The following is a 25,497-nucleotide window of genomic DNA, read 5'->3' as shown; positions in this document are numbered from 1 at the left end:
CCTTTGCAATATTCTGTTTAAACATCTAACTATGGTTTTAATTATTTGATCTTACATGTACATACCGCCGTTTACATGAATCACCTGACCTGTAATATAATCCGCAGCCGGAGAAACCAGAAAGGCGACCGCACCGGCGATCTCTTCGGGCGTACCGATGCGTCCCATGGGGATCTGGGCGATCATGGCATCCTTGGCCTTGTCGCTCAGATCTCCGGTCATGTCGGTATCGACATACCCGGGAGCCACCACGTTGACCGTGATGTTGCGGCTGGCCAGCTCTCGGGCCACAGCTTTGGACAAGCCGATGATACCCGCTTTGGCGGCCACGTAGTTGGCCTGGCCCGGGTTGCCGCTTGCGCCCACCACGGAAGAGATGTTGACGATACGGCCGTAGCGCTGCTTCATCATTGCCTTGGCTGCTGCCTTCATACAGTTGAAGGCGCCTTTTAAATTGACGTCCATCACCGCGTCCCAGTCCGCAGCCTTCATGCGCACCAGCAGTCCGTCGCGGGTGATGCCGGCGTTGTTGACCAGCACGTCGATGCGTCCGGCTTCTTTCAGTACGGTGCTCAGATGGTCGGTTACCGCACTTTCCGAGGCGACGTCGACCTGGTGAGATGCGGCCTTTCCACCGGCGGCTTCGATGCACCTGGCCGTCTCTTCGGCGGCTTCGCTGTTGTTGCTGTAATTGAAGTAGACCCGGGTGCCCGGCGCGCTTAAAGCGACGCAGATGGCTCGTCCGATGCCCCGGGATCCGCCGGTTACCACAACGACGCGCTGCGTGGCTTCAGTCATGACGCCCTCTGAAAAATATGGTCGGCTATCTGGTCCATGTCGTCGATCCCCCTCCGGCAGCTGGCCTCCAGTACGGTCAGATCCAGGGAAGAGAGGAAGGTTTCGGCCGCGGCGGTGTCGATGCCGCCGGCACCCAGTACGATAAGTCGGATGTTTTCGGTCACCAGGCGGGCGCAGGCGTGGGCGAATACCCGTGCCGTGGCTTTCTGGATCGGGTCGTTTCCGGTTGCAGCCAGGCGTAAAATGGCGTCGCCCACTTCCACCCGGGTCATCATGTCTGCCAGTGCGAACATGACCTGCTGGTGACGGGTCAGGCGGTTTTCGTGCGCAAAGTCGATGGTACGGTTGAGCAGGCGGGCACAGGCGGCAACGACGCGGCAGCCGGCCTCATCGTTGGAATCGTCCAACCTTTCCAGGCCTTCGGCGATTCCGTCGTAATAGGCCCCTTTGGTTTTACGGGTTTTTTTCCAGCGGAATGTGGAAATAATGCTCTGCTGGACCTCGCTGGTGCCTTCGTAGATGCAGGTAATTTTTACGTCGCGTTTGATTTTTTCGACGCCGAATTCGTTGATGTATCCATAGCCGCCCAACGCCTGCATGGCATCATCGGCCGCCCGGTTGGCCGCCTCGGTGGTGAACAGTTTGGCGATGGAACCTTCTACCTGAAGATCTTCGCTTTCGCTGTCCAACCGGCGGGCAATGGCGTCAATATAAGCCGCAGCCGCCTTCATGTTGACCCAGTGAGGGACAATCAATTTGTTGGTATAGCCTTTTTTCTCGGAAAGGGGGCTGCCGAACTGAATGCGCTCTTTGGCATAGGGAATGGCGATGTCGATGGCTGCCTCGCCGGCCCCCAAAGCCATGGCGGCCACCATGAGGCGGGTGTAGCCGAACACCTGGTTGGCCTGTTTGAGTCCCTTGCCGGGGGTGTCGCCGATCCTGTTGGCCACGGGGACGAACACATCGGAAAAGGTCAACGGAGAGGTGTTGGAGGCCCGGATACCGTGCTTTTCCTCGCCTTTGTGCTGCTTGAATCCTTCGGTGCCTTTTTCGACCACGAAGAAAGTGGGGCCTTCGGGGGTCTGGGCCAGCACGGTTACGAAATCGGCGTAGCCGCCGGTGGAGATGAACTGTTTGCTGCCGTTGATTCGGTAGCCGGTGAGTGCGCCGGAATCGTCCAGGACCGGTTCGGCCTTGGTCTTGAGGGCGGCCAGATTGCTTCCGGCTTCCGGCTCGGTGACCGCATAGGCCACCAGGCTCTGGCCTTCGGCAACAGCACCCAGCCATTTTTCCTTCTGTGCCTCGGTGCCACCGACGATGATGGGGTCCGAGCCCAACTGTATGGCGAAAAAAGCGGTACCCACCCCCAGGCAGATCTTACTCATTTCGCGGGTGACGGCACAACAGTCTACGGCACCGCCGCCCATGCCGCCGTATTCTTCGGGAATAAACAGCAATTGGAGTCCAATTTCGGGCCCGAGCATTTCCCGGATAACGGCCTCGGGAAAGACTTCGTCCCGATCCCATTCCAGAATTGCCTGTTTGGTGAGCAGGCGCTTGGAAAGCTGGCGGACGGTATCGACCACCATCTGCCGGGTCTCTTCGTCCAGCCCGCCCTGCGGGCGGTGGGCTCCGGTGTCGGTCATGGTCGGCGTTTCCTTTTCGATGGTTATTGGAATGAACGCTTAAAAAGCCGGTTCACTGCAAAAAAGGGCCAATCGATTAGAAAAGACAAAGTAGCGTAAGAGCGGCTTCCAGGCGCGATATTAAAAAAATAGTCGCGGCTCGAAGCCGCCTTTTTGCAAAACTTTTTGAATGTTCTAATCTTCTTCGCCGGCGATGACGTTTTTGCCTTTGTAATCACCGCATTCGGGGCAGGCGTGATGGGGAAGCTTTGCTTCTCCGCATTCGGGGCAGGTTCCCACTGCAGGGGCATCGGTCTTCTTGTGGGTCCGTCGTTTGTCCCGCTTTGACTTAGATGTCTTGTGCTTCGGTACAGCCATTAGTGATCTCCTAATCTATTGAAATAATTATATTTAATCCAGAATCTGTCCGCTTGTCATTGGATAGCGACTCTAGTAATTAAAATGCTGCAGAATGTCAAGGGTTTTCAACAAAATCTTTTGTGCTGCGCCCTTGTTCCGCCTTTTGGGATGTGATAATGAGGGGGCCGGCGAATGGGCGGAACACATCATATTGATTTTTATTGCATGTTATTACAAAGGTTTTAAAATTATCATTGGTCTTCCGGCGGTGGTGAATTAAATGGCGGTGCGCTGTTGATGGACATGCCAATCCGTCCGGATAAGGCAGTAAAATGGTGGATCTGGCCCGGAGCTTAAATAACTTGCATCTTTACTAGTGATGTTATTTCAATTGGCCTGTAAAACGACCCAACGAGGAAGAAAAAGATGGAATCTATTGTTACCCGATTTCCCCCGAGCCCTACGGGATACCTGCATGTGGGCGGTGCGCGGACAGCGCTTTTCAACTGGCTTTACGCCCGGAAAAAAAATGGCAAGTTTGTCTTGCGGATTGAAGATACCGACACGGTGCGTTCCACAAAAGAATCCGTAGACGCCATTTTCGAAGCCATGGATTGGCTGGAACTGGACTGGGACGAGGGGCCTTATTTCCAGAGCCGGCGGTTCGACATCTACCGGGAGCACCTCGACAAACTGCTGGCCTCGGGGGATGCGTATTACTGCACCTGCACGCCGGAAGAGGTCGAGGCCATGCGAAAAAAAGCCATGGCAGAGGGAGGCAAGCCCAAATACGACGGCCGCTGCCGGGAGCGGGGTCTGCCCAAATCGGACAACGCCGTGATTCGTTTCAAGTCGCCGCTGACCGGTACCACGACTGTTGAGGATGTCATCAAGGGCAACATCGTTTTTCAGAACAGCGAGCAGGACGACTTCGTTATCTGCCGCAGCGATGGGACGCCTACTTATAACTTCGTGGTCGTGGTGGACGACATTACCATGGGCATCAACACGGTCATCCGCGGCGACGATCATGTGATGAACACGCCTAAGCAGATCCTTTTATACAAGGCTCTCAAGGCGCCGCTGCCCGTATTCGGCCATGTGCCCATGGTGTTGGGAAAGGACAAGACGCGGCTTTCCAAGCGTCACGGCGCCATGTCGGTGACCGCATACCGCGACATGGGTTACCTGCCCGATGCCTTCATCAACTACCTTGTCCGGCTGGGTTGGTCCCATGGCGACCAGGAGTTTTTTACCCGCGAAGAACTGGTGGAAAAATTCAACCTGGAAAATATCGGCAAGTCCGCCGGCGTTTTCGATCCGGACAAGCTTACGGCCCTCAATGCCGACCATATCCGGGCCGCGTCGGTCGAACAGTTGGCCCCCCGGTTGCTTCCTTTTCTCCAGGCTAAAGGATACGATGCCGCCGGTGACGACTACCTTGCGCGGGTCATAGGAACTTTGCACACCCGCAGCAAGACCCTGGTAGAGATGGCCGACGGCGCCCATTTTTATTACTGCGAAGATGTGCGGCCTTATGACGAGAAGGCTGCCAAGAAGTTTCTCAAATCGGAGACAGCGGGCGTATTGGCACGGCTTGCCGAATTGCTTGCAGCGCTGCCGGACCTGGACGAAAAGACCCAGGAAGCCGCCTTTAAAACCGTTATGGAGGAAAACGGCATGGGCTTTGGCAAGATCGCCCAACCGGTGCGTCTGGCCCTGACTGGCACCACGGTCAGCCCAGGCATTTTCGAAGTGATCGAGGTGCTGGGGATTGATCGGGTGGTGGCGAGGCTGAAAAGGGCGGTGGCGTTTATTGAAGCGAAGGCGGATTCAGTGAAATAAATCACAAATCCCAATGATCAAATCACAAACAAATTCCAAATCTCAATATCGAAATTCCAAACCCAAGCTGGACCGCTCCTGTTTCTGATTTGATTATTGGGATTTATTTGGAATGTGGTGCTTGGAATTTGGTATTTTTGATCTGGTTTTCGGGTTCACCAACCATCGACCAACCGTGGATGGGGCGCCAATTTGCCCTTGACTCACCTCTTTCTTTTGTGTAAACGGGCACCATCCCGATGCTGGGGGATCGTCTAATGGTAGGACAGCGGACTCTGACTCCGTCAATCAAGGTTCGAATCCTTGTCCCTCAGCCACCGAATATCAAGGGGTTGCAGATTCAGAAGTCTGCAGCCCCTTTTCTGTTATAAAAAAATCCGATAGTCCGCCTTCAAGGCGTTTGCCAGCCGTTTGGCCATTACCTTGCCAATCGGCCGCTTATCGTTCTCCATTTCCGAAATATGTCGGGTGTGCAGACCGGTTTTTTGGGAAAGTTGCGCTTGCGTGAGACCCTCGCGGACCCGCAACCCTTTCAACATTTGTCCAGGATGACTATCCGGAAAAACCTCATCAGAGGCAAACAGCTCTTTTTCGTAGATTTCAACACGATGGCCGGCATCGTTTAAAAGCTTGCGAATTTTATCCACGTCCTGGACCGGAACGCGGATACACATTTCAGCATATTTTCCTGTAGTCGACTTTTTCGTGGGTGCCAACATAGCGAACCTCCACCAAATGGATCTCTTTATCCGTTACTTTCCAGACCGCAACATAGCGCGGTTTGCCTTTGTTCAAATGACAATGATGAAACCCCGGCTTTCCTTTCAATTTCCCGTAATGAGGCCAGCTCGGAGCCACCGGGCCGTTAATTTCAATCTCCCGGCGCAGGGCGTTCAAAGCATCTTGGTATTTTTTCGGCAATCTGTCCTTCTGGCTCTTGGCCTTGCCGGTGAACATAACTATCCATGCCATGCGGTTAGTTATTACTAAAAAATAGTAAGTTCGTCAATGTATGAATGGTACGTGTTGTGTTTATCATTTTTGTGCCTAACTTAATCTATAGAAAAAAGGTTCCGGGTGCGCCAGGCCGGTTGTACCTATGATATTCATTAGATTATATTGGTTTTTTTTCTTTTTCAGGATGGCCCGCGGACAAAATTTTGCTGTACTATTCGCGGCCATCGTGTTTAAGCCAGCGGCGGAAAGGGGGCCTCATGTCAACCATAACAGTTATCGGGTTGCACAACAGGCGGTGGTTGTCCGGGACGATTGTCCTGGCCGCATTGCTGCTGATGCTTACCGCATGCGGGAGCCATTACGGGAATTTTTCTTTGAGTGGCGAGGTAACGCATGCCTTCGAAACCGGCACGGTCCAACCGGATCTGGATTACTATTACGCCGGCCGGGATACCATGCCCTACGCCATCATGGGGATCGACCGCCGGTATCAAGTCCCCTCCCGGTACTGGATTCCCTTCGATCCGCAGCCGGAACAGTTGAAAAAAATGAGTGGCAACATCTACGGCAAAGATCGTTACGATCCTTACGGAGCCCATATTCGCGACACCGAAGGCAAGATCATTGGCATCTGGTATTCCAACGTGCGTTTCAAGAGTGTAAGCGTGGACCAGCAAAACATGACCGTCGAGGTGCTGTTTCCCAACCCTGAAAATGATGATCGGCCCGGTATCGCCGCATACGATCTATAGCGGTGGCCTCATTTTGTTCCTCCGCCTGAATGAACCCAAAAAGCAACTTCGCCACCGATGAAATCGATTTATTTTCTCAGCTTTAACATGATTTCCTTCGTGCCCTATGCCTTCGGGTTCCTGAAAAGTTACGCCCAGAAGGACTCGGCGGTCGCCGCCGGCTATCGCTGGCATCCACCCCTCACCACCCTGCAGCCGGTGGAAGATGCGGTCGCGGCTATCCAGGATCCCGACCTGTTGTGTCTCTCCTGCTATGTCTGGAATCACAATCAGCAGATGGAGATCGCCCGGCGTGTCAAAGCGCGCTATCCGCAGTGCCTGGTGGTTTGCGGCGGGCCACACATTCCTGACCAACCCGATGGTTTTTTTTCCCGTCATCCTCAGGCCGATGTGCTGGTTCACGGAGAAGGGGAGATTCCTTTCGCCGCCCTTTTGGCGGAACTGCTTCAGGAGAGACCTGATTTCGAGAGCCTGAAAGGGATTTCTTTCAATCGAGCGGGACGCTGCGTGACCACAGCGGCGGGCCCTCGCCTGGGAAAAGATTTGCCGGTGCCCAGCCCCTATCTCAACGGCAGCCTCGATGGGTTTCTGGGTGAAGCCAATGGCAACCGGATCGCCCTGTGGGAGACCAATCGGGGGTGTCCGTTTGCCTGTTGTTTTTGCGATTGGGGCGTGCGAACCAAAAACAAGGTCCGGCTGCACGGATTGGACCGGATCGCAGATGAAATCAAATACCTTGCTGATCTTGGTGTTGAAGACATCTACATCACGGATTCCAATTTCGGGTTGTTCAAGCGGGATCTGGAGATTGCCAAACTGCTGGTCGACGCACGCCGCCGAACCGGGTTTCCCAAACGGGTGCGCATCCAATTCGCCAAGACATCCAATGAAACCGTGTTTGCCATCAGCCGTCTGCTGTTTGACAACGACATGCTTTGGGGAACTACCCTTTCCATGCAAAGTGTGGACGTTGAGGTTCTGGAAGCGATCTCCCGGCCTCACACGGATATGGCCGAGGTTGCCGACCTGAAAAACCGTTACCAGCGGCATCAGATCCCCACCTATACGGAATTGATCCTGGGATTGCCCAAGGAAACCCGGGAGTCGTTTGTCGACGGCATCTGCCAATTGCTGGAACTCGGCATGCACGACGATATCCGGATTTTCGAGCTGGCATTGCTTCCCAACGCCCCGTTGAGTCAGTCCCATATGCGGGAGCGCTACAAGCTTGACACCCGATTCAAGCCCATTCGGCTGACGCCACCCGGTTTCGAAAAAGAATTGGTGGAACTGGTTTTCGGCACGGCCAGCATGCCCTATGAAGACTGGGCATACTGCCTGCTTTTCGCCGAGATGATTCAGGCGCTGCACAACGGGGCCTACACCCGTTTTCTTGCCATCTACCTGCATCAAAAAGGGAAACTCTCCTATCGTCAATTTTATGAGGGACTGCTCGATTACTTGCTTGCGGATTCTGAGGGGATCGGGAATGCGTTTCTCCGGCTGAAAAAACTGATCGACGATTACCACGATGACCCGGAGATTCCCCAGGTCAATCGGATTCTCACCCAACCGGACATGCTGCGGTTTTTGCGACGCTACCACCCGACCCGCAGGGGGTGGCCGCTGTGGACCTGGCTGTGGTTAATGATTGGTGATAACAAGGAATCCTTTTATGCGGCGGTCAATCGGTTTCTTGCGTTCAGAAAGGTATCGATAGGCGATACCACTGTGGATCTCATCCACTATCAAAAGGAGATCATGCTTTCACCGCAATATGACCCAGTTTCCGGCAAGGAAGTTACCTGCCACTACAATTGGCAGGATTATTTTTTCGAAGATGCCGAACTCATTGCCCTGGATGTATCCCTGCACTATGGAGACACCCGCATGGGGGCCAGCCATCAATACCCGCTGGTTGCCAATGACCACCAGGCGTTTGTTACAGCGGCCATCGGCTATTCCTACCCCTATTCGAAATTCAGGCATTTTTTTCACCAGCCGGATCGGCTGAGAAATTCCAAAATCCAAGCACCAAATTTCAAATAACTCCCAATATCCAAATCACAAACAGGCGGGCGCATGTAATGAATCTTTAACGATATTTATAACTATTTGAAAGTACTGGATTCCCGCCTCCGCGGGAATGACATGTCTGGTGGCTTTTTCCGAGACTGTAAAATTTCAAATTGAAAAAAGGTAATATCGAAATCCCAAACGGGGTGGAATCATGTCGGTTTATTCGTGGGAACGGCTTCCAGCCGCGATTACCGATTTAATCGATTTTATCCCACAGCTCCTGAAGCGCATAAACCGGGACGATCGCCACATCGGTTCTTTGCTGAACCTCCTGCCCCCCGTAAACGAGACCGCTTCCCCGAGGAATCGAGTTGCTAAAAATTTTGCTGAAGTGCCGCAGCCCTTTGAAATAATCTCGGGTGATGGTCATGGCGCTTTTAATTTCGATGGGGAAAAGGTCCGGGCCGTTGACGATCACCAGATCGACCTCATTGCCCTTGCTGTCTCGATAAAAATAAAGGTGTAGATTGCAACTTCTATTTTAAAATTACACCTTTTTTGTTTTCCTGTTTCGAGATCGATGAAATTTTGATGGTTTCGCAAAAAGTCACCAGACATGTCATCCCCGCGAAGGCGGGGATCCTTTATTTTCATATAGTTATGGATCTCCGCCTTCGCGGGGATGACATCAATGGGCCTAATTCGCCTTCCAAGGAAGTGATATCTGCCAAGGTGCCGTTTTTCGTAGGAGCGGCTTCCAGCCGCGATGCATGCGCCATCGTTATGTATTGTGGCGGGAATTCCAACTTTTTTTAAGTACCCATTCACGGGGGTGAAATGACCAATGTGCCGCAACTACCTGATCGGTCAGCGTTTACAGGGTGCCGCAGATGTGAGGCGCAGGGCGCGCAGACGTATTGGTCAACCTTCAAGTGCCGGGGAACAAAGCAGATGCGGTACCCTGTGAACGCTGACTTTTTTAAGGCGGCCCATCAGGCATTAACCGGGCACCATGGATAACGGCAAGAACATCCAAATTTTTTACGCACTTCTTTGACTTCCAGGGTGCGTTTCCCGTCACTGTCTTTCATTCCGGCATCAATCGCCTGCCGGAGGTAAATGCGGTACATCACATCTTCCCAGGTGGCACTGTCTGGCAGGTTGTCCGCCAGCTGGTGAACCTGCGCTTTGATACTTTCGGCCTGCATGGAAAATCCTCCTATGGATCATTGTATTCAATTTTAATTTTTACCATTTAGTGATAATAAGCGATCCTCGAATTAAATTCTATTGTTCCGGCGATTTTCTCTTTTGCTCCCACGCGGCCTGTTTCCGTTCCTTCCGCTTTCCAGCCTTCACGAACCAGCGGCCCTTATTCCCCGGAATCGACCATTTTGCTTAATTATATGTAATTAAAGATAGAAATATTTATTTGATACCTACATATAAATGATTAAGAGAAAACTACTAAATCTGACGGCCGTTGGCGATAATGCCCCATGATATGGTGGTTGATCCCTCCAAACGCGCTGTTGGCGCGGCATTGGTGCTGCGGCATCGACCGCCATTGGCCGGTAAAAAGCCTTGACATGGATATTGGGCGCTGGTAGAAAATCTTTAAATTATTAGGTTCATTTTTGCCGGAAATACCTTTTTTTCAATGAATAAAGAAGATTAGGGCCGGCTACAGCTCTTGCAAAACCTGCTTTTCCTGTTGACGATGGGCAGGAATTTAGATCCATCGCCAGCGGATTCGGCTGTTTTGAAATTTCAGGCGTTCGTTCCCTTCGCTGAAGGCCTGAAATTTCAAAATAAACTAGGACATGAAAGGAGGTGGTCGAGGAGCGATTCGCAGTACCCGTAGCAAGCAATACAGTGACAATTATTAGGTTGCAGTAAATCAGATGAATTTCCGTTAAGGAGGAAAGACTAAGATGAAAAAACTGTTTATTATTTTCGCTATTTTGTGCCTGGCCGCACCGGCCATGGCCGCCGACTGGAACTTTTACGGCAGCGCCCGTTTCGCTACCTTCAGCGTAGACGTGGATCCCGATCTCCCTGGTGTCGACAGTGACACGGACACCCAGTGGGCCCAGCAAGGCAACAGCCGTATCGGCGCGACCGTCAAGTTTAACGACCAGATCGGCGGTGGCTTCGAGATGAGCGACAGCTTCGGCAAACGTAAGCTCTATGGAACCTACACCTTCGGTAACGGCGGCGAGCTGCTCATCGGCCAGACCTATACCCCCAGCGCCCTGTTCTACTCCAACAGCGTGTACGACGGTGACGGCGACCTGCTGGGCGTTGGTGAATTTTACGAAGGCCGTCTGCCCATGATCCAGTTTAAAATGGGCGGTCTTAAAGTGGCCTTGATTTCTCCGAGCACCGTGGACTATGAATTGACCCCCGCGGTTGAAGCTGAATTTCTTTCCACCGATGGTGTTACCACTATTGATGCCGAAGTTGAAGCAGCTGAAAACTACGACACCGACGTGACCCTGCCGAAAATCGAAGTGGGCTACGGCTTCAAGATGGACATGTTCTTTGCCGACGTATTCGCCGGTTACCAGACCTATGAATTGGATGCTAACAATGCCGGTACGGATTACGATGTTGATTCTTACGTGATCGGTGCTGGCGTCGGCGCCAACTTCGGTGCCTTCTTTGCCAAAGTGGGTGCCCACATGGGTCAGAACCTGGGCAACTACGGTGCCTACAACCCGGTCGGCCTGAATGACGAAATGTCTATTGCCGGTGGTACTGAAAAGGATGCTGACGGCCTGGGTTACTTGGCCGTCCTCGGCTTCAGTCCTTCCGAAATGCTGACCATTGAGGCTGGCTACGGTTACGAAGAAGCTGAGGTAGATGATAGCAACAACACCGAGTCTGCGTGGCAGTGGTATGTAAACTGCACTGTGAACATTGCTCCGGGTTTCTTTATCGTTCCTGAAGTTGGTCAGATCAACTACGAAGACGATGTGACCTCGAATGATCCGCAGACCACGTACTTTGGTGCCAAATGGCAGATCAACTTCTAATCACCACCTTGCGGATTCTTTAGAAGAACATAGCCAAAATAAAAAACCCGGGGCTTCGGCTCCGGGTTTTTTGTTTTTAAAAATTTAATGGTCCAGCAAAAATCCCGGACTCGACCCGGCATCCAGAAGGCAGTGAAATGGCTGGATAGCGCTAAAGCTTCGCTACGTGCGCCGGTCTACACCGGCATGACGCCGAGCTGGAAATATTGACTTTTCGCGAAACCATCTAATTTGATTTATAGTCTGCCTTTTTTCATCCAACCGAGATCAATCCCGCCACTTACCAAATAAGTTCCTGGGATGCCCTTTACCCAAAGCTCGGGTAACAAGAAGTCGTGAATTGCGTCGAGCGGTAAGGGTGATTCCACTTTTAATCCTGGCAACTCTGTTTGTCGAAAATACTCTCATCGGAAGACGGACGCCCAGCGCAGCAAGTGGTTGGAACGGGGATTGAGTGATAAATACCCCGTCCCTCCAAACCTCAATGTGTGAGAGGAAGGTCGTGTGACAGCTTTTACACATGCCCGTGTAAGTGGCAGGGTAAGGTTGTGACTTTCATTCATGACGCCAATAATCCATTTATTGTTTGGCAATTATTTGGCCGATGCGTACAAAAACGCCCCTGACCGTCAGGCCAGAGGCGTTGAAAACAATGTCAGCCAGAACCTGAAGCAATTGTCTTCTTTTATTGTCTTTCCAGATCGAACGCGATGACCTTGCTGAGGCTGTCGGTAAAGGCGACGCTGCCCTCTTTGGCGACGATGGCCACGACCAGTTCGTCCTGGCCGTCATTGTCAAAATCGGCCACCACGAAGTCGCTGACCCGGCCAGCGAATTCCTGGGTGCTCCATTTGGGGACCAGTCCCATGCCGTCCCATTCCATCAATTGGATTTTCCCTCGTTTGAAAGATCGAAAATTCTTGAGCAAGTTCTTGGCCAGTTCGTCGTGGCTGGCGACCATTACATCCGCTTTTCCGTCCCTATCGATATCGGGCGTCCGTATGCGCAACGGGAAAAACTGCTTGTTTTGTTCGCCGGGCTCCTCTTGACGAAGGTTGAACGACAGCAGGTTGCCTCCGGTGCGATCCGCATCTTCGTAAATCATCTGGCTGGCGCCGCTGTATATGCGCACCCGGTCCCAGTCAGAGTAGGCAACGATCTGGCTTTGTCCGCTCTGGGTGATGTCGTCATAGGTAACGCCCATGAGGTTGGCGAGCCCCCCTTTCAGTAGCTGCGGGCCGGGTGTAATGCGATTCCCCTCCCACAGCATTTCATGGATCGCTTCCCGGAAAATGCTGTCTACGGCCGTCTTCTGACGCTGGCCCAGCAGCACCGTTCCGCGGTCGATGGTTCTGGCCACACGATAATACCAATTGTCCGGGCCATAGATGGTGGCGTACTCCTTTCCGTTGTACTCGAGTACGAACGATTCAATCACATCCGATTTGGGGCCTCCGACGCTGGAAACGTAAATCTCCGGCGTCCCGTTGCCGTTCACATCGCCCACGTCCACCCCGATATGGGTGCCGATGCGGATTTTTCCAGCTTCTCCGATCCGTAGCAGCCGGCCGTTGACGATGCGGTTGATGGTAACCACTTTATCTTCGGCAATGACGATTTCCTGGAGTCCGTCGTTGTCCACATCACCCACATCAATGCCGGTAATCAGGGCTTTGACGTTGCGACTTCTCCAAAACGTGGGTTGGTTGGCGGTATTGGCCGCACCCGGTGCAGTTACAAAAGCTGGGTTGGGTGCCTGGTAGGGCTGACCGGCAATGGGTACCTGAGTTTCGCTCTGGACTCCGGACTGAAGCAGCTTTTCCGGATGCATGCGGGGATCGTAGGTTTGCTGTGCCGGCTGTTGCTGGACCGGTTGGGTGGGTACGGCGCCCGCTTGGGCGGCCGGTGCAGCCACCGGGCGCCGGGCGACCTGGCGGCCAAAAACCGTGGCGTTGATGTTGGTGGCGAATTCATTGATCTTGGGGATGACTTCGCCCATGCCGCGGGTCTGGGCGAAGAAGGGCAGCGGTTCCTGCTGCCCGCTGACGTCCACCATTTTGGCATCGATGCTGACGCTTTCGCCGAACACGGTCAGGCTGCCGAACAGGACATAATCGGCCTTGAGTTTGCCACCGGCCAGAAGGGCCCGGCTTTCGCCTTCGAAGCCTTCGATGGATTCAAGGGCGGCCTTGGTTTCGTTTTCGTTAATCACTTCAACCTTGTCTTTCCATGCCAGTCGCGACCCGAGCATGTCCAGGATTCCCTCCTGGAGGAAGGTCAGGTCCTTTTCGGCGTGCATGTCGAAGGGCAGGATGGCGACGCGGGAGGGGGCGGCGAGGGTGGGTGCGGCGACGAAGAGAAACAGCAGAGGGATTAAAGCCAACAGAATAATTCGGTTCAGATTATGAGGTTGCGTTTTCAAGGGGGATCTCCTGTGTTCTATTAGATCAAAAGTCTTTTATTTTTGGATTCCCGCCTTCGCGGGAATGACAATATTGTAACTGTTGGATAAACTGGGATTCTTTTATTGGGTTCTTTTTTTGGTTGTGTCTTAAGATTTTCAGGAATCGCAGAAAGCAACCAGACATGTCATTCCCGCGTAGGCGGGAATCTATAAATATCTGAAACTAATTGATTCCCGCCTGCGCGGGAATGACATTAATGGGCCAATTTCGACTTTTTGCGATGTTACCGTCTCTTATTTAAACCAGTTTCTGATAAAGGTCATCCCAGTTGGGGTTGTTCTGTTCGATTAAATTGATTTTCCACTGGCGATTCCATTTTTTAATCCGTTTTTCCCTCAGAAGCGCTTCTTTTACATCCTGGTATTGTTCAAAATGAACCAAGCATTTAAGGCCATATTGCTTGGTGAATCCTTCGACTGCCTCATTTTTATGCTGCCAGATGCACTTGATTAAATTTGATGTAATTCCAGTATAAAGTGTTCCGTTTCTCTTGTTACAAAGGATGTAGACATAATAGTGTTTGCCATTCATTTTTCTGGATTCCCGCCTGCGCGGGAATGACAAGTCTCGAGACTATGAAAATTTCTCTGGACCTTGTAATCGTATTTGGGGTCAAAATCGATTTTGCCAAACAAATCTATAAGTTCCATCTGGTTGAGACCTTGATCCTTCTGGCGGATGTTTTTTAAATCCTTGTTTATTGGCAGTCTCAATAAAAGCCACCAGACATGTCATTCCCGCGCAGGCGGGAATCCATCTCATTAAACGCTTCATAAAAAAGGGGATGATCGTTCTTCACTTTGCAAACTCAAACAAAATGAATCGCGACGCTTTCCTGTCGAAGGTCAACGTTTTTTCGCAGCCATTTGCTTTAGCGCATTGAGCGATTAATAGATCGGGTAGGTCATACTTATCTTTTTTTGCAGATAATATAAAATGCTGTAGTGCCGGTAGCTGCTCGAATTTGAAAATTGGCATGGACATCAAATCGCTGATTGAATCCAGAATTTCATTTCTGGTGATGGCATAGGCTGACTCCAGCACCCAAATCAGTTCAAGGACAGCAAGCAACGGCACAAAGAGAACTTCTTTCTCGGTTTCTGCTTTTTTAAAGATTTTATAAACTACCGTTGCTTGGTGTTCATCATCCCGAACAAGAAAACGGACCAAAATATTTGTATCCACACCTTTCATTGATTCCGTTCTCTCATTCGATTCTGAATAGCCCGGTCCATTTCTTCAAGAGACATTGTTTTTCTGCCGGGTTTATGAAGTTTTCCGAAAATGTCGTCTACTTTTTTGGATACCGGCCGGATGACAGCTTCGCGATCTTTGGTAAGAATAATTTCAATTTTATCCCCGGAATGCAATTGAAGAGAATCTCTTACCGTCTTCGGTATCGTCACTTGCCCCTTAGTCGTAATTGTTGCCAGCGCCATGATAAATTCCTTACTTAAGAGTAAATCTTACTTATAAGTAAGGCATTGTTCAATGCCCGTCAAGTAGATGTCGATCAATTGCAAAACCATCTCAACCTAACTTTTTCCCCAAAATCTCATTCACCACCTTCGGATTGGCCTTTCCTCTGGTTGCCTTCATCACCTGACCGACAAAAAATCCCATTAGCTTTTTCTGCCCGCCTCGATAACGTTCGACTTCGTCTGGATTGTCCGAAAGGATTTTGTCCACGATGGGGTCGATGGCAGACGAGTCGGAAACCTGAACAAGCCCTTTCTCTTCCACAATGACCTTGGCTGGTTTCCCGGTCTCGGCCATGGCTTCGAAAACCGTTTTAGCGATTTTCCCGCTGATCACATCTTTTTCTACCAACACTAACAGACCGGCCAGGCTTTCAGGGGAAACCGGCGATTCGGTGATGTCCAGCCCTTTGGCGTTGAGCAGGCCCAGCAACTCGGCCATGATCCAGTTGGCCACCGGTTTGGGCCGGTCAAAATGGGCCAGGCAGGCTTCGAAGTAATCGGCCAGTTCACGGCTGGCGGTCAGCACCCGGGCATCGGCCGGCGGCAGATCGAAGGCAGTTTCATAGCGGGCCTTGCGCGCGCCGGGCAGTTCCGGCATCTCCTTTTTCATGCGCTCGATCCAGTCATCGTCGATCACCAGGGGCAGCAAATCCGGATCGGGGAAGTAGCGGTAATCGTGGGCGTCCTCCTTGCCCCGCATGGAGACGGTACGGCCCGTGTCGGGCTGCCATAATCGGGTCTCCTGGACCACCTCACCGCCGTCCAGCAGGATTTCCTTCTGTCGGGCGATTTCGTAAAGGATCCCTTTTTCCACATGCCGGAAAGAGTTCAGGTTTTTAATTTCGGTGCGGGTTCCGAATTCGGTGGAACCGGCAGGCATGATGGAAACATTGGCGTCGCAGCGGAAACTGCCTTCCTCCATGTTGCCGTCGCTGATGTCCAGATATCGCAGGATGGAACGCAACTGGCGCAGGTATTCGCCGGCGGCCTCAGGACTGCGGATATCCGGCTCACTGACGATTTCCATAAGCGGTACGCCGGTGCGGTTGAGATCCACGCGGCTTATGGGACGGTCCGGGTCGTGGATGAGCTTGCCGGCATCTTCTTCCATGTGAATGCGGGTAATGCCGATGCGCTGGGGCTGGCCGTCGATTTCGATTTCCAGATGGCCCTGTGTCGCGATGGGCAGCTCGTACTGGGAGATCTGATAGCCCTTGGGCAGGTCCGGGTAAAAATAGTTCTTGCGGGCGAACCGGCTCGTTTTTTGTACGGTGCAATGGGTGGCCAGCGCCATTTTGATCGTGTAGTCCACCACTTTTTTGTTCAGTACCGGCAGCACGCCGGGCATGCCCAGGCACACGGGACAGGTGTGGGTGTTGGGCGGCGCACCGAAAGCGGTGGAACAGCCGCAGAAAATTTTGGTCTTGGTTTTGAGCTGAGCGTGGACTTCGAGTCCGATGACGGGGGTGAATTCCATTGGTTTCTTTAGGTTTTGTTTAATTTTTCATTGGATGCCTCTCATTATGTCATGCCCGCGGAGGCGGGAATGACATAATGAGGCTTTTTTACCTGTCGGTACGTTTAATGCTCCGATTAGGTATCACCTACCAAAAGGATTGTAAAGCATGGGGTGGCGGGGTTTCAGGAGGCATGACGGCCACTGGACAGAAGCATCCGGTTGATCATTTTTAAAAAAATCGCCCACCGAAGCTGGAAATCACAAATCCCAATCGCCAAATCTCAAATAAATTCCAAATTCCAATATCGAAATCTCAAACGAGAACAAAGGGATGCAGAAGCGAGTGGTGTCGTGGTAACAGCTTTCCATCCGCGATCCAGTGTTGTTATAGCCCATCGCGGCAGGAAGCCGCTACTTGGATGTGGTTGTTCGTTTGAGGTTTGAGAATTGGGATTGATTTGGAATTTGAATATTGGTGCTTGGGGTTTTCCCTTAGGGGGCGCTGTAGGTGTAAAACCTATTGCCTGTCAGACAAACCAGCATCTCCCGGTGGGTTCTCCCAACCACAGTAAAATCGGCATGCGGCCGATGGAATTAAGACGGTTCCTTTAGTAAACAATATTCAGTAAATCAGCTTTTATCCATCCCCTATAGAACGCGTTCTTTTTTAACAGGCTTCAGGATCAAGTGAAGGAAGTGGCCATATTTTCAAGGGCCGGTGCCGGTGCATCTGCCCCAATGCATCAACCCGAAAAGGAGATCTGACATGAAGGAGAAACTGTATCGAAAAGAGATCTGGATTACCGTGATCTTTTCTGTCCTGTTGTTGCTTATGGGGCACAGCGCATCGATTTTTGTGCTTTTCCCCGGTCTTCAAACCGGCACCATGTGGGGTTTCCCCACCCAGTACATCATCCCTATCCTGCTGGGATGGTTCGGCATGGCCGTTGTCTGCCTGGTAATGACCCTGGTCTGCAACAAGTTCGACGATGAAATGGAAGCATTGGCCGAGCAGACCGATAGAGAAAAAATCACTGTCAAAGAGAAGGAATAAGGGGGGGATATGCCAGCAGAATATGCCTTAAGCAATGTATGGGTAGGTATCGGCGTCGTTATCGCTCTTTTTGTTATATTTTACGGCGTGGGCTATATGGCCAGCCGCAAGACGGCCAGCGACGAGGACTTTTACGCTGCCGGTTTCTCCATCGGGCCCGTGACCAACGGCTTGGGAATGGCGGCTACCTGGGCCAGCCTGGCCACCTTTCTGGGCGTCATCGCCCTGATCCAGAAACTGCAGGTGCCCTTCGTTTACCTGTGGATCCAGTGGGCCATTTCAATCCCGCTGCTGACCTTGCTGTATGGGACCAGCCTGCGGCGCATGAAGGCCTTTACACCGGCCACCTTTATCAAGGCCCGATACGGCAAGGGATCGACGATCATGATCGTCTGCTGGATGGTGTTGATCATGGTCATGTACGCCCTGGGCCAGATGATCGGTCTGGGCCGGGCCTTCGAATTGCTCTTCGGCGTGCCTTACAACACGGCCCTGATCGTGGCCGGTGTGGCAACCGTGGGCTTCATCACCCTGGGGGGCATGTACGGGGCCTCGTATAACGCCGCCTTTCAGATGGTGGTCATGACCATCGCTATGATCGTGCCCATGGGAGCCATCATGAAGGCCATGGGATCGTCGGGATGGTGGTTTCCGCCTCTGGCCTACGGTGACATGGTGCCCAGCATGCTGGAGAAGATTCCAACCTTTTTCGACATGAAGTACGATTTTCGCTGGTACTTCGCCCTGATTCCGGCGTTTACCCTGGGGCCGGTGGCGTTGCCGCACCTGGCCATGCGTGTGTTCACCTCCTCCAGTGTGAAAAGCGCCCGCTGGGCCGTGGTCTGGTTCACCATTTTCCTGGGACTGCTGTTCACGGGAACCTACGTGGCCGGTTTTGCCGGCAACTACTTCACCGCTGTAACCGGCCGTGAAATCGCCAAACCGGATCAGACGGTGCTGATTCTCAATGTGTTCTACAACCCGACCCTGGTGGCCGCCTTTGTTATGGGTGGCGCTTTGGCAGCCGGACTTTCCACCATCGGCGGCAACCTTATGGCCATTGCCGGGCTGGTGGGCAACGACCTGCTGGGGATCATCGCTCCGAACCTGGAAAGCAAAAAGAAAGTGCGCTGGGGCTACGTGGCGCTGGCCATGGGCGGCGTGGCTGCCATCCTGCTGGCCTTCAAACCGCCCAAGTTCCTGGTCACCAGCATCCTGTGGGCCTTCGGCCTGCTTGCCACCACGGCGACGCCGGCCATCCTGTTGGGCGTCTGGTGGAAAGAAGCCAACAAACTGGCCCTGATGATTTCCTCTTTTGTTTGCGGAGTGATTTTCATCGTCATCTCCCCCCACGTGCTGCCCGGCATCTGTGTAGGTAAGGGACTGGTCGCAGCGCTGGGCATGTCCGGCGGTATGGTCACCATTCCGCTGAGTTTCGCCATGTTTATCGTCCTGTCCATCGTCTTCAACCGGATGTCGGCGCTGTCGGCCTACGCGCCCACCCTCGAAGACAAAAAGGTCATCGACCGCATCCACGGATGGGGTGAGCATTACGAAGAGACCCGCTACAACGGCGTAACCGTTCCGATTATCATTTCCATCATCTGCCTGGCCGTGTTTATCTGGGGGCTGCAACCCTGGTAGCCATCGACAGGCGGTTCCACCCCTGTGGTTCCCCGGACCGGAAGGTTCGGGGAACCCGCCGAAAAATCGAACGGTGAAGATTCATCTGTTAAGGGAGGCTTGGCCTCCCTTTGCACTTTTTGAATTTGAAAGGCACCCATTCGATGATATATAAATCCCAACACCTCAAGGCCTTCGGGTACCTGTCGCTCAAAGGAATGGCCATGGACTATTTGCGCCACATGATGCGGATTCTGAAACTGGACGCCACCGTCTATGATGAGCTGGCCGCCGGTGGACTTCCCATGCGTTACTGCATGATCAACGTGACTGTGCTGGGGTTGATCTACGGCCTGGCCTCGACGCAATTCGCCAAACAGCTGCTGGCCGCAAAGCCGGATGCCGCCGTTGCCTTCAATCCATTGATGATTCTGATGGTCGGCATCTCCATCGCCTTTTTCATGCACGGCGGACTGAGCCTCTTCGTGTGGGTGTTCTGCCGGGGCATCGGCGGCAATCCCCAATTCATGCCGACTTATCTGTACATCGGCATGTCTGCCCTCGCCCTTTGGCCGCTGGCACCGGCCGTGTCCGCGTTCCAGGCTGGTCTGACAGGCGGCGCGCTGAACGGTTACGCCGCTGCAGCGGTCCTTTACGGGGCGGCGGTTATTTTCGTGGCCGTCAAGGCCGCCTCGCAGCTTTCTCCGGTCAAAATGACCCTGGCGGCGTTAGCGACGATGGTTTATATCGGGTGTTTTTTGTACCTGTGGCTGTAGAATCTCCATGACTGCCGATTACCAGCAATATTTCAAGGCGTTTGCCGACGTTTCCAAAGCCATTCATTCCGGCATGGAGACCGAGGAGATCCTTGGGCGGATCGTCGTTTCCATTACCGAAGCCATGATGGCCAAAGGCTGCATCTACTGGATCGTCGACCGCGTGGCCGGATGCATCGCCCATAAAGTCACCAGTGGATTTGACTTTCGCAGCCTGTCGGCCGTAGACTTGGAAACCCTGCAAGTTCTGTTTCCACCGGATGCGGAAAGCATGGTGTTCATCGAGGATGCCCGCTATGAAGAGCGGCTGCCGGATCTCGAACGGCTGGGTAAGCGGCGGGTGGTGTCGGTGATCGGCATGCCGGTGGAAATCGTCGCACCTTATACCGGGATATTGGCCGTTTATTTCGGCGCCAAACGAAACCTGACCCCCGGTGAGGTGGATTTTCTCACCGCCCTTGGCGAGCAGGGAGCCATCGCCCTGCACAAGGCCCTGCGCTATGACGAGCGCCTTTTGGATACGTTTCGCCAGACCGTGGAGGGGCTGGCCATGGCCCTGGAAGCCAAGCATCCGGAAACCCACGGCCATTCCCTGAACGTGGCCCGGCTTGCCCGGGCGACGGCCCGTAAAATGGGACTGACCGATGCCCAGGCCCAGGCATTATACCAGGCGGGGCTTTTGCACGACATCGGAAAAATTGGTACCGGCCGGGAGATTCTGGGACGGCTTGGATGTCTGAACAGCCGGGAGATGGACCTGATCCGCCTCCACCCGGTGGTGGGCGCCAGTATCCTGCAGCCTCTTACGTTCCTGTCCCATCTGATCCCCATGGTGCGTTATCATCATGAAAATATGGATGGCAGCGGGTACCCGGAAGGTTTGAAAGGCGACGCCATTCCGTTGGGCGCTCGCATCCTTAAGGTTTGCGACGCCTTCGAAACCATGATTTCCGGCCGGGCCGGAATGAAGGCCATCGGTCTTGAAGAAGCCGCCGTGCAGTTGAAAGTCGGCGCCGGAACCCGTTTCGATCCCGAGGCTGCAACAGCCCTGGTGGCTGCCGTTCATGAAAATCCCGGCATACTGGACAGCCCCATGGGTTCCGATGCGGAACTGGCCCGTTTCGAAGCGTTGTTCCGGGAACACCAGAAGTCCGAATGTTTGGGACCGTGGGGGGCGGCGAGCTTTTGACTTTTACAGCCAGATCGATTTTTTTGCATGCAAATTTGTTTTGCATGAACTCGTAATAAGCCCCCGGACATGTCATTCTCGCGCAGGCGGGAATCTATTGTTTACAAATAGTTATGGATTTTCACCTGCGCGGGAATGACACCAATGGGTCACTTTTGACTTTATGCAAATCCGTCGTTTTTAACGTCATTACCAAAGGAGGATCCAAATGGCCGAAACCGTCGTCATCGCGAATCTGGAGAACAACATCGGCGAAATCACCCTGAATCGTGCCGACAGCCTCAACACTTTTACCCTCGCCCTGGCCGCGGAACTCAACGACGCGCTGCTCCAGCTGGACGGCGATTCTGCGGTACGGGTGATCCTTATCAAGGGTGCGGGCAAAGCCTTTTGCGCAGGCATCGACGTGGGCGATTTTTTCGGCAAGAGTGCCATGGAATACAAGAAGTGGATCGCCAGCATGGAAACCCCTCTGATAACGATCAGCCGCCTGAACAAGCCGGTGATTGCCCAGGTTCATGGCGTTGCCGCCGCCAACGGGGCCGGCCTGGTGGCAGCCTGCGACCTGGCCATTGCCGCCGACACCGCCCGCATGGGGCTGACGGCCATAAACGTGGGCCTCAACTGTGTGGGGCCCGTGATTCCGGTTTCCCGATCCGTGGGCCGCAAGCGGGCCATGGAACTGCTGCTTTACGGCGAACTGATCAAGGCGCCGGCCGCTCTGGATATGGGACTGATCAACAAGGTGGTGCCGGCCGACGATCTGGAGACGGAAGCCCGACGATGGGCCGCCGTGCTGGCCGCCAAGAGCCCCATTGCGGTACAGATCGCCAAATCCGCCTTTTATTCGGCGGCCGACCTGGAATACGACAAGGCCTTCGAATACATGAACGAGGCGTTCGCGCGCCTGTGCTCCACCGAGGATGCCAAGGAAGGCGTGTCGGCCTTTTTGGAAAAACGGCAGCCGGACTGGAAAGAGAAATAGGTGATCCGCAAATTCGTATTCGAGGCTTGACGCCCGTCGGTCGCGGGTTTAATCTGGTTTTATGTGAAACAAAATGCGCCCGGTCCAGCAGTTAAAACGCCGGCCGGGCGTTTTTTTCAAGTACCGCGCCAGGGTGCGGCAACCGTCGAATGAACAAGGAGGACAGGCGATGATCAAAGTCCATATCGGTAGGGCTACCTCCGGCGAAAACGAGGAGGCGCTGGTGAAACTGATCAACCAGCTCCGATCGACCATTGCCGGCCGGCCCGGTTATCTGTCCAGCGAAACACTCAAACGGGTCGAACCGCCGGGCGAGATCCTGGTGGTTTCCAAATGGCAGTCCCGTTTTTACTGGGAGCAGTGGTATGCCAGCCAGGAACGCCTGGACATTCAAAAGCGCATCGATGACCTGCTCGAATCCGAGACCCGATACGAGATTTACGAATATGAATAGCGGCTCCGCTTTTTGACCTCCCCCCGACACCCCCGCAAAACTACCATTTCCAAAGGAAAAGCCGCGCTTTGGGGTTGCCCTGAACGCTGAATTCCTTTACTAAAAAGGGATTTCAACGGATCGCTTTATCGATCCGATCATTTCATGGAGCGCTTTATGGCGGCGACCCACGATATCCGAATGAAAGTGCCTTTTCATGACCTGGACCCCATGCAGGTGGTGTGGCACGGCAACTACTTCAAGTACTTCGATGTGGCCCGGTTCGGGCTGTTCGCATCGGTGGGTGTCGATTTGTATGCCTATCTCACCGAGCACCAGATGGTTTTTCCGATAACACGAACCTCCATCAAGCACATCCTGCCGCTGCGTTTCGACGAGAGCTTCATCTGCCGGGCCACCGTCACCGAAGCCCGCTACAAGATCGCCATGGATTTCGAGATTCGCCGGCCGGAGACGGGTGAAATCTGCACCCGGGGAAAGGCGGAACAGGTGGCGGTGAAACTGCCGGACATGGCTCTTGAGTTTGAAATTCCGTCGGAAATCTCCCACGCCCTGGGGTTTTGACCATGGATCGGATCATCTCCCGGTCCCTGGTGGCCGGCTGCGAGCGGGTGGCCGCCTGGGCCGATCTTCTGGACGCGATCAACGTTTTTCCGGTGGCCGACGGCGACACTGGGCGAAACCTGAAGATCAGTCTCGCGCCCTTGATCGGCAGCAACGGCGCGCCCGACCGGCTTCCGCAAATGTTGATCGAATCGGCCACGGGCAATTCCGGCAACATCGCCGCGGCTTTTTTTTCCCGTTTTCTGGAGCATGCGGAACCCGGCGGATTGGGCGCCTGCTTTTCTGCCGGTAGAAAGGCCGCCTGGCAGTCTCTGGCCGACCCCAAACCCGGTACCATGCTGACCATCTTTGACACTCTTGCACAAATCTCGGAGCGATGGCCCGCCGACATTGCCGGGGGGCATGCCGATTCCGCTATCGAAAAGCTCGACGCGGCGGTCCGGGCCACGACGGAACTGCTGCCGGAATTGAATCGGGCCGGCGTGGTGGATGCCGGCGCATTGGGGATGTTCATCTTTTTCGAAGGATTTTTTCATCGACTGGCTGGTGAAAGGATGCCCATGCCGCCGGTTACCGAGCGTTTCGGCGGTCTGCTGACCGTATCCGAAGCGGTTGCCGGGGGGCAATTCTCCGGATATTGCGTGAACACGACCCTGCGGTCCCGGCAAGTTTTTCGATGGCCATCGGCGGACGAAGGTTTGGGAGAAAGCGTGGTGGCCGTTGCCGATGGCGATCGTCTCCGGGTGCACCTGCACACGCGGGACCATCGGGAGGCCCGGGAGAAGCTCGAACGCCTGGGCGAGATTGTCGACTGGCAGGTGGATGCCATGATCGACGAGCCAGCGATGCCGAGGGCGGCTGCCGGTTCGCAGACGGTTCACATTATGACCGACGCCGCCGGGTCCCTGACCCGGGAAGAGGCCCGGCAATTGGGAGTGACCCTGCTGGACAGCCATCTGGTCGTGGGCAGCCGCAGTGTTCCGGAAACCCTGCTCGACCCCCGGGAACTCTACGCTGCCATGGCTGACGGCCTCCCGGTATCCACGGCCCAGGCTTCCGTTTTCCAGAAGCGCCAAAGTTACGAGAGCGTCCTGGGACAGTATGGCCGGGCGATTTACCTGAGCGTGGGTTCGGTCTACACGGGAAATTACCTTACCGCCTGCCAGTGGCGGGAAGAAAACGGCCATGGTGATCGTTTTGCAGTGATCGACACCGGGGCCGCTTCGGGACGGTTGGGGTTGATCGTGCGTCAAGTGGCCCGGGCGGCACAATTGGGCCAGGCATACGAGGACCTCGTAACCCTGGCGCACCGTGTCGGCGAGAACTGTGACGAGCTGGTTTTTCTGGACCAGCTCAAATTTCTGGCCGCCGGAGGGCGCATTTCCAAGTCCAAAGGCTTTTTTGGCGATTTGATCGGCATCAAGCCGGTGATCCGCCCGACGGCCGAGGGCGCGGCCAAGGCCGGCACAGTCAGAAAGGCATCCGAGCAGATGCCCTTTGCCGTCGAGTATCTGAAGCAGCGCTATTCGTCGAATGCACGTCTGACCATTTTGCTGCAGTTTTCCGACAACGAACAGCGGGTGTGCGAGCGCATCCGGCCGGAGATCGAGCGTCAGTTTCCGGAAGCGCGGATTGAAGTCACCCGGCTTTCGCTCACGTCGGGGGCGCATATGGGGCCGGGGACGTGGGCCGTGGCGTTTTGTCCACAGATGACGGTCGTGTAAGAAGCGCGATATCGGCGTTACGCTTCGTCCCTCGTCACTGCGGAGTACGTTCAGGTACACCTCGCTCCTCGGGACTCGCAAGCCTTGATCTCGCACTTCTTACACAACCTTACGGCGTCAGGGGATGAGACTTTTCGCTCGAGGGTGCAGGGAAAGGTAGGAGCGGCTTCCAGCCGCGATCATTTTTTATCACGGCTGGAAGCCGCTCCCACGAAGCCTGGACCTTGTGCGTCATTTGTTACGTCTCGCTCCCATGCTCCGCGTGGGAGCGCCAACTGCATGGCATGGTTTCTCAAACAAAAGAGTGGGAACCGGACAAACAACCTAAG

24 protein-coding genes and 1 tRNA gene are annotated in these 25,497 nt (G+C 53.9%); 13 read left to right on the top strand and 12 right to left on the bottom strand.

The genetic code is table 11. The annotated features are described in order from the left end of the window. Positions 1-51: 51 nt before the first annotated feature. The 3 genes from fabG to rpmF all read right to left on the bottom strand — a co-directional run bounded on the left by fabG (position 52) and on the right by rpmF (position 2,801). Positions 52-798 carry a 3-oxoacyl-[acyl-carrier-protein] reductase gene (fabG, locus tag GN111_RS18920; RefSeq protein WP_155305244.1) on the bottom strand — a complete coding sequence of 249 codons (747 nt, stop codon included), beginning with the start codon at positions 796-798 and terminating at the stop codon, positions 52-54. Next, entirely contained in the window at positions 795-2,444 is a 1,650-nt protein-coding gene (locus tag GN111_RS18915; RefSeq protein WP_155305243.1) for an acyl-CoA dehydrogenase family protein, read from the bottom strand. The genes fabG and GN111_RS18915 overlap by 4 nt, the downstream gene beginning before the upstream one ends. A gap of 174 nt (positions 2,445-2,618) precedes the next feature. Next, the gene (gene rpmF / locus GN111_RS18910) at positions 2,619-2,801 is read right to left on the bottom strand and encodes a 50S ribosomal protein L32 (RefSeq protein WP_155305242.1); all 183 of its coding nucleotides are present in this window, start codon (positions 2,799-2,801) and stop codon (positions 2,619-2,621) included. A gap of 408 nt (positions 2,802-3,209) precedes the next feature. Between rpmF and gltX the strand changes: the two genes are divergently transcribed. Next, on the top strand, positions 3,210-4,628 hold the full coding sequence (gene gltX / locus GN111_RS18905) for a glutamate--tRNA ligase (protein ID WP_155305241.1): 1,419 nt from the start codon (positions 3,210-3,212) through the stop codon (positions 4,626-4,628). A gap of 243 nt (positions 4,629-4,871) precedes the next feature. Then, positions 4,872-4,945, top strand: a tRNA-Gln gene (locus GN111_RS18900). Between the two features lie 48 nt (positions 4,946-4,993). Here GN111_RS18900 and GN111_RS18895 read toward each other — a convergent pair. Continuing rightward, on the bottom strand, positions 4,994-5,302 hold the full coding sequence (locus GN111_RS18895) for a helix-turn-helix domain-containing protein (protein WP_155305240.1): 309 nt from the start codon (positions 5,300-5,302) through the stop codon (positions 4,994-4,996). A gap of 1 nt (position 5,303) precedes the next feature. Then, complete coding sequence (locus GN111_RS18890) at positions 5,304-5,585, bottom strand: hypothetical protein (RefSeq protein ID WP_197740383.1); 282 nt, start codon at positions 5,583-5,585, stop codon at positions 5,304-5,306. A gap of 257 nt (positions 5,586-5,842) precedes the next feature. Between GN111_RS18890 and GN111_RS18885 the strand changes: the two genes are divergently transcribed. Together GN111_RS18885 and GN111_RS18880 are read left to right on the top strand one after the other, a co-directional pair. After that, complete coding sequence (locus GN111_RS18885) at positions 5,843-6,337, top strand: hypothetical protein (protein ID WP_155305238.1); 495 nt, start codon at positions 5,843-5,845, stop codon at positions 6,335-6,337. Positions 6,338-6,394: 57 nt separating this feature from the next. Continuing rightward, entirely contained in the window at positions 6,395-8,386 is a 1,992-nt protein-coding gene (locus tag GN111_RS18880; protein WP_155305237.1) for a B12-binding domain-containing radical SAM protein, read from the top strand. Positions 8,387-8,612: 226 nt separating this feature from the next. Here GN111_RS18880 and GN111_RS18875 read toward each other — a convergent pair whose 3' ends face one another. Continuing rightward, on the bottom strand, positions 8,613-8,834 hold the full coding sequence (locus GN111_RS18875) for a DUF4143 domain-containing protein (protein WP_492207408.1): 222 nt from the start codon (positions 8,832-8,834) through the stop codon (positions 8,613-8,615). A 514-nt stretch (positions 8,835-9,348) separates the two neighbouring features. Next, the gene (locus tag GN111_RS18870; protein ID WP_155305236.1) at positions 9,349-9,564 is read right to left on the bottom strand and encodes a hypothetical protein; all 216 of its coding nucleotides are present in this window, start codon (positions 9,562-9,564) and stop codon (positions 9,349-9,351) included. 726 nt (positions 9,565-10,290) lie between these two features. Here GN111_RS18870 and GN111_RS18865 point away from each other — a divergent pair. Further along, entirely contained in the window at positions 10,291-11,394 is a 1,104-nt protein-coding gene (locus GN111_RS18865) for a porin family protein (protein ID WP_155305235.1), read from the top strand. Between the two features lie 685 nt (positions 11,395-12,079). Here GN111_RS18865 and GN111_RS18860 read toward each other — a convergent pair. The 5 genes from GN111_RS18860 to gatB all read right to left on the bottom strand — a co-directional run bounded on the left by GN111_RS18860 (position 12,080) and on the right by gatB (position 16,817). After that, positions 12,080-13,816, bottom strand: a complete 1,737-nt coding sequence (locus GN111_RS18860; protein ID WP_155305234.1) for an FG-GAP repeat domain-containing protein — start codon at positions 13,814-13,816, stop codon at positions 12,080-12,082. A gap of 280 nt (positions 13,817-14,096) precedes the next feature. Further along, entirely contained in the window at positions 14,097-14,390 is a 294-nt protein-coding gene (locus tag GN111_RS18855) for a GIY-YIG nuclease family protein (protein WP_155305233.1), read from the bottom strand. A 264-nt stretch (positions 14,391-14,654) separates the two neighbouring features. Beyond that, positions 14,655-15,053 (bottom strand): type II toxin-antitoxin system VapC family toxin, encoded by a 399-nt coding sequence (locus GN111_RS18850; RefSeq protein ID WP_155305232.1) that lies wholly within the window; start codon positions 15,051-15,053, stop codon positions 14,655-14,657. Further along, entirely contained in the window at positions 15,050-15,298 is a 249-nt protein-coding gene (locus GN111_RS18845; protein WP_155305231.1) for an AbrB/MazE/SpoVT family DNA-binding domain-containing protein, read from the bottom strand. The genes GN111_RS18850 and GN111_RS18845 overlap by 4 nt, the downstream gene beginning before the upstream one ends. 91 nt (positions 15,299-15,389) lie before the next feature. Next, positions 15,390-16,817 carry an Asp-tRNA(Asn)/Glu-tRNA(Gln) amidotransferase subunit GatB gene (gene gatB, locus GN111_RS18840; RefSeq protein WP_155305230.1) on the bottom strand — a complete coding sequence of 476 codons (1,428 nt, stop codon included), beginning with the start codon at positions 16,815-16,817 and terminating at the stop codon, positions 15,390-15,392. Between the two features lie 748 nt (positions 16,818-17,565). On the opposite strand from gatB, the gene GN111_RS18835 reads away from it, so the two are divergent. The 8 genes from GN111_RS18835 (at position 17,566) to GN111_RS18800 (ending at position 25,168) form a co-directional block, all read left to right on the top strand. Further along, positions 17,566-17,853, top strand: coding sequence for a hypothetical protein (locus GN111_RS18835; protein ID WP_155305229.1), 288 nt, complete (start codon positions 17,566-17,568; stop codon positions 17,851-17,853). A 9-nt stretch (positions 17,854-17,862) separates the two neighbouring features. After that, complete coding sequence (locus tag GN111_RS18830) at positions 17,863-19,497, top strand: solute symporter family protein (RefSeq protein ID WP_155305228.1); 1,635 nt, start codon at positions 17,863-17,865, stop codon at positions 19,495-19,497. A gap of 143 nt (positions 19,498-19,640) precedes the next feature. Beyond that, a complete protein-coding gene (locus tag GN111_RS18825; RefSeq protein ID WP_155305227.1) occupies positions 19,641-20,252 on the top strand; it encodes a hypothetical protein in 612 nt (203 codons plus the stop codon). Between the two features lie 7 nt (positions 20,253-20,259). After that, a complete protein-coding gene (locus tag GN111_RS18820; RefSeq protein WP_155305226.1) occupies positions 20,260-21,441 on the top strand; it encodes an HD-GYP domain-containing protein in 1,182 nt (393 codons plus the stop codon). A 208-nt stretch (positions 21,442-21,649) separates the two neighbouring features. After that, positions 21,650-22,426 (top strand): enoyl-CoA hydratase/isomerase family protein, encoded by a 777-nt coding sequence (locus GN111_RS18815; RefSeq protein ID WP_155305225.1) that lies wholly within the window; start codon positions 21,650-21,652, stop codon positions 22,424-22,426. Positions 22,427-22,595: 169 nt separating this feature from the next. Then, a complete protein-coding gene (locus GN111_RS18810; RefSeq protein ID WP_170302364.1) occupies positions 22,596-22,880 on the top strand; it encodes an antibiotic biosynthesis monooxygenase family protein in 285 nt (94 codons plus the stop codon). 156 nt (positions 22,881-23,036) lie between these two features. Continuing rightward, a complete protein-coding gene (locus GN111_RS18805; protein ID WP_231715493.1) occupies positions 23,037-23,444 on the top strand; it encodes an acyl-CoA thioesterase in 408 nt (135 codons plus the stop codon). Positions 23,445-23,446: 2 nt separating this feature from the next. Next, positions 23,447-25,168: a DegV family protein gene (locus GN111_RS18800; protein ID WP_155305222.1), complete on the top strand. Its 1,722-nt coding sequence runs from the start codon at positions 23,447-23,449 to the stop codon at positions 25,166-25,168. Positions 25,169-25,497 lie beyond the last annotated feature (329 nt).

The organism is Desulfosarcina widdelii, assembly GCF_009688965.1.
GTDB classification, from domain to species: domain Bacteria; phylum Desulfobacterota; class Desulfobacteria; order Desulfobacterales; family Desulfosarcinaceae; genus Desulfosarcina; species Desulfosarcina widdelii.
The sequence above is the reverse complement of the archived record's forward strand: the minus strand, read 5'-3'. Positions and strand labels throughout refer to the sequence as shown.

Excerpts from the sequence above, each read along its gene's own strand:
- fabG (WP_155305244.1), bottom strand. The coding sequence starts at position 798 with ATGACTGAAGCCACGCAGCGCGTCGTTGTGGTAACCGGCGGATCCCGG.
- GN111_RS18915 (WP_155305243.1), bottom strand. The coding sequence starts at position 2,444 with ATGACCGACACCGGAGCCCACCGCCCGCAGGGCGGGCTGGACGAAGAG.
- rpmF (WP_155305242.1), bottom strand. The coding sequence starts at position 2,801 with ATGGCTGTACCGAAGCACAAGACATCTAAGTCAAAGCGGGACAAACGA.
- gltX (WP_155305241.1), top strand. The coding sequence starts at position 3,210 with ATGGAATCTATTGTTACCCGATTTCCCCCGAGCCCTACGGGATACCTG.
- GN111_RS18895 (WP_155305240.1), bottom strand. The coding sequence starts at position 5,302 with ATGTGTATCCGCGTTCCGGTCCAGGACGTGGATAAAATTCGCAAGCTT.
- GN111_RS18890 (WP_197740383.1), bottom strand. The coding sequence starts at position 5,585 with ATGTTCACCGGCAAGGCCAAGAGCCAGAAGGACAGATTGCCGAAAAAA.
- GN111_RS18885 (WP_155305238.1), top strand. The coding sequence starts at position 5,843 with ATGTCAACCATAACAGTTATCGGGTTGCACAACAGGCGGTGGTTGTCC.
- GN111_RS18880 (WP_155305237.1), top strand. The coding sequence starts at position 6,395 with ATGAAATCGATTTATTTTCTCAGCTTTAACATGATTTCCTTCGTGCCC.
- GN111_RS18870 (WP_155305236.1), bottom strand. The coding sequence starts at position 9,564 with ATGCAGGCCGAAAGTATCAAAGCGCAGGTTCACCAGCTGGCGGACAAC.
- GN111_RS18865 (WP_155305235.1), top strand. The coding sequence starts at position 10,291 with ATGAAAAAACTGTTTATTATTTTCGCTATTTTGTGCCTGGCCGCACCG.
- GN111_RS18855 (WP_155305233.1), bottom strand. The coding sequence starts at position 14,390 with ATGAATGGCAAACACTATTATGTCTACATCCTTTGTAACAAGAGAAAC.
- GN111_RS18850 (WP_155305232.1), bottom strand. The coding sequence starts at position 15,053 with ATGAAAGGTGTGGATACAAATATTTTGGTCCGTTTTCTTGTTCGGGAT.
- GN111_RS18845 (WP_155305231.1), bottom strand. The coding sequence starts at position 15,298 with ATGGCGCTGGCAACAATTACGACTAAGGGGCAAGTGACGATACCGAAG.
- gatB (WP_155305230.1), bottom strand. The coding sequence starts at position 16,817 with ATGGAATTCACCCCCGTCATCGGACTCGAAGTCCACGCTCAGCTCAAA.
- GN111_RS18835 (WP_155305229.1), top strand. The coding sequence starts at position 17,566 with ATGAAGGAGAAACTGTATCGAAAAGAGATCTGGATTACCGTGATCTTT.
- GN111_RS18830 (WP_155305228.1), top strand. The coding sequence starts at position 17,863 with ATGCCAGCAGAATATGCCTTAAGCAATGTATGGGTAGGTATCGGCGTC.
- GN111_RS18825 (WP_155305227.1), top strand. The coding sequence starts at position 19,641 with ATGATATATAAATCCCAACACCTCAAGGCCTTCGGGTACCTGTCGCTC.
- GN111_RS18820 (WP_155305226.1), top strand. The coding sequence starts at position 20,260 with ATGACTGCCGATTACCAGCAATATTTCAAGGCGTTTGCCGACGTTTCC.
- GN111_RS18815 (WP_155305225.1), top strand. The coding sequence starts at position 21,650 with ATGGCCGAAACCGTCGTCATCGCGAATCTGGAGAACAACATCGGCGAA.
- GN111_RS18810 (WP_170302364.1), top strand. The coding sequence starts at position 22,596 with ATGATCAAAGTCCATATCGGTAGGGCTACCTCCGGCGAAAACGAGGAG.
- GN111_RS18805 (WP_231715493.1), top strand. The coding sequence starts at position 23,037 with ATGGCGGCGACCCACGATATCCGAATGAAAGTGCCTTTTCATGACCTG.
- GN111_RS18800 (WP_155305222.1), top strand. The coding sequence starts at position 23,447 with ATGGATCGGATCATCTCCCGGTCCCTGGTGGCCGGCTGCGAGCGGGTG.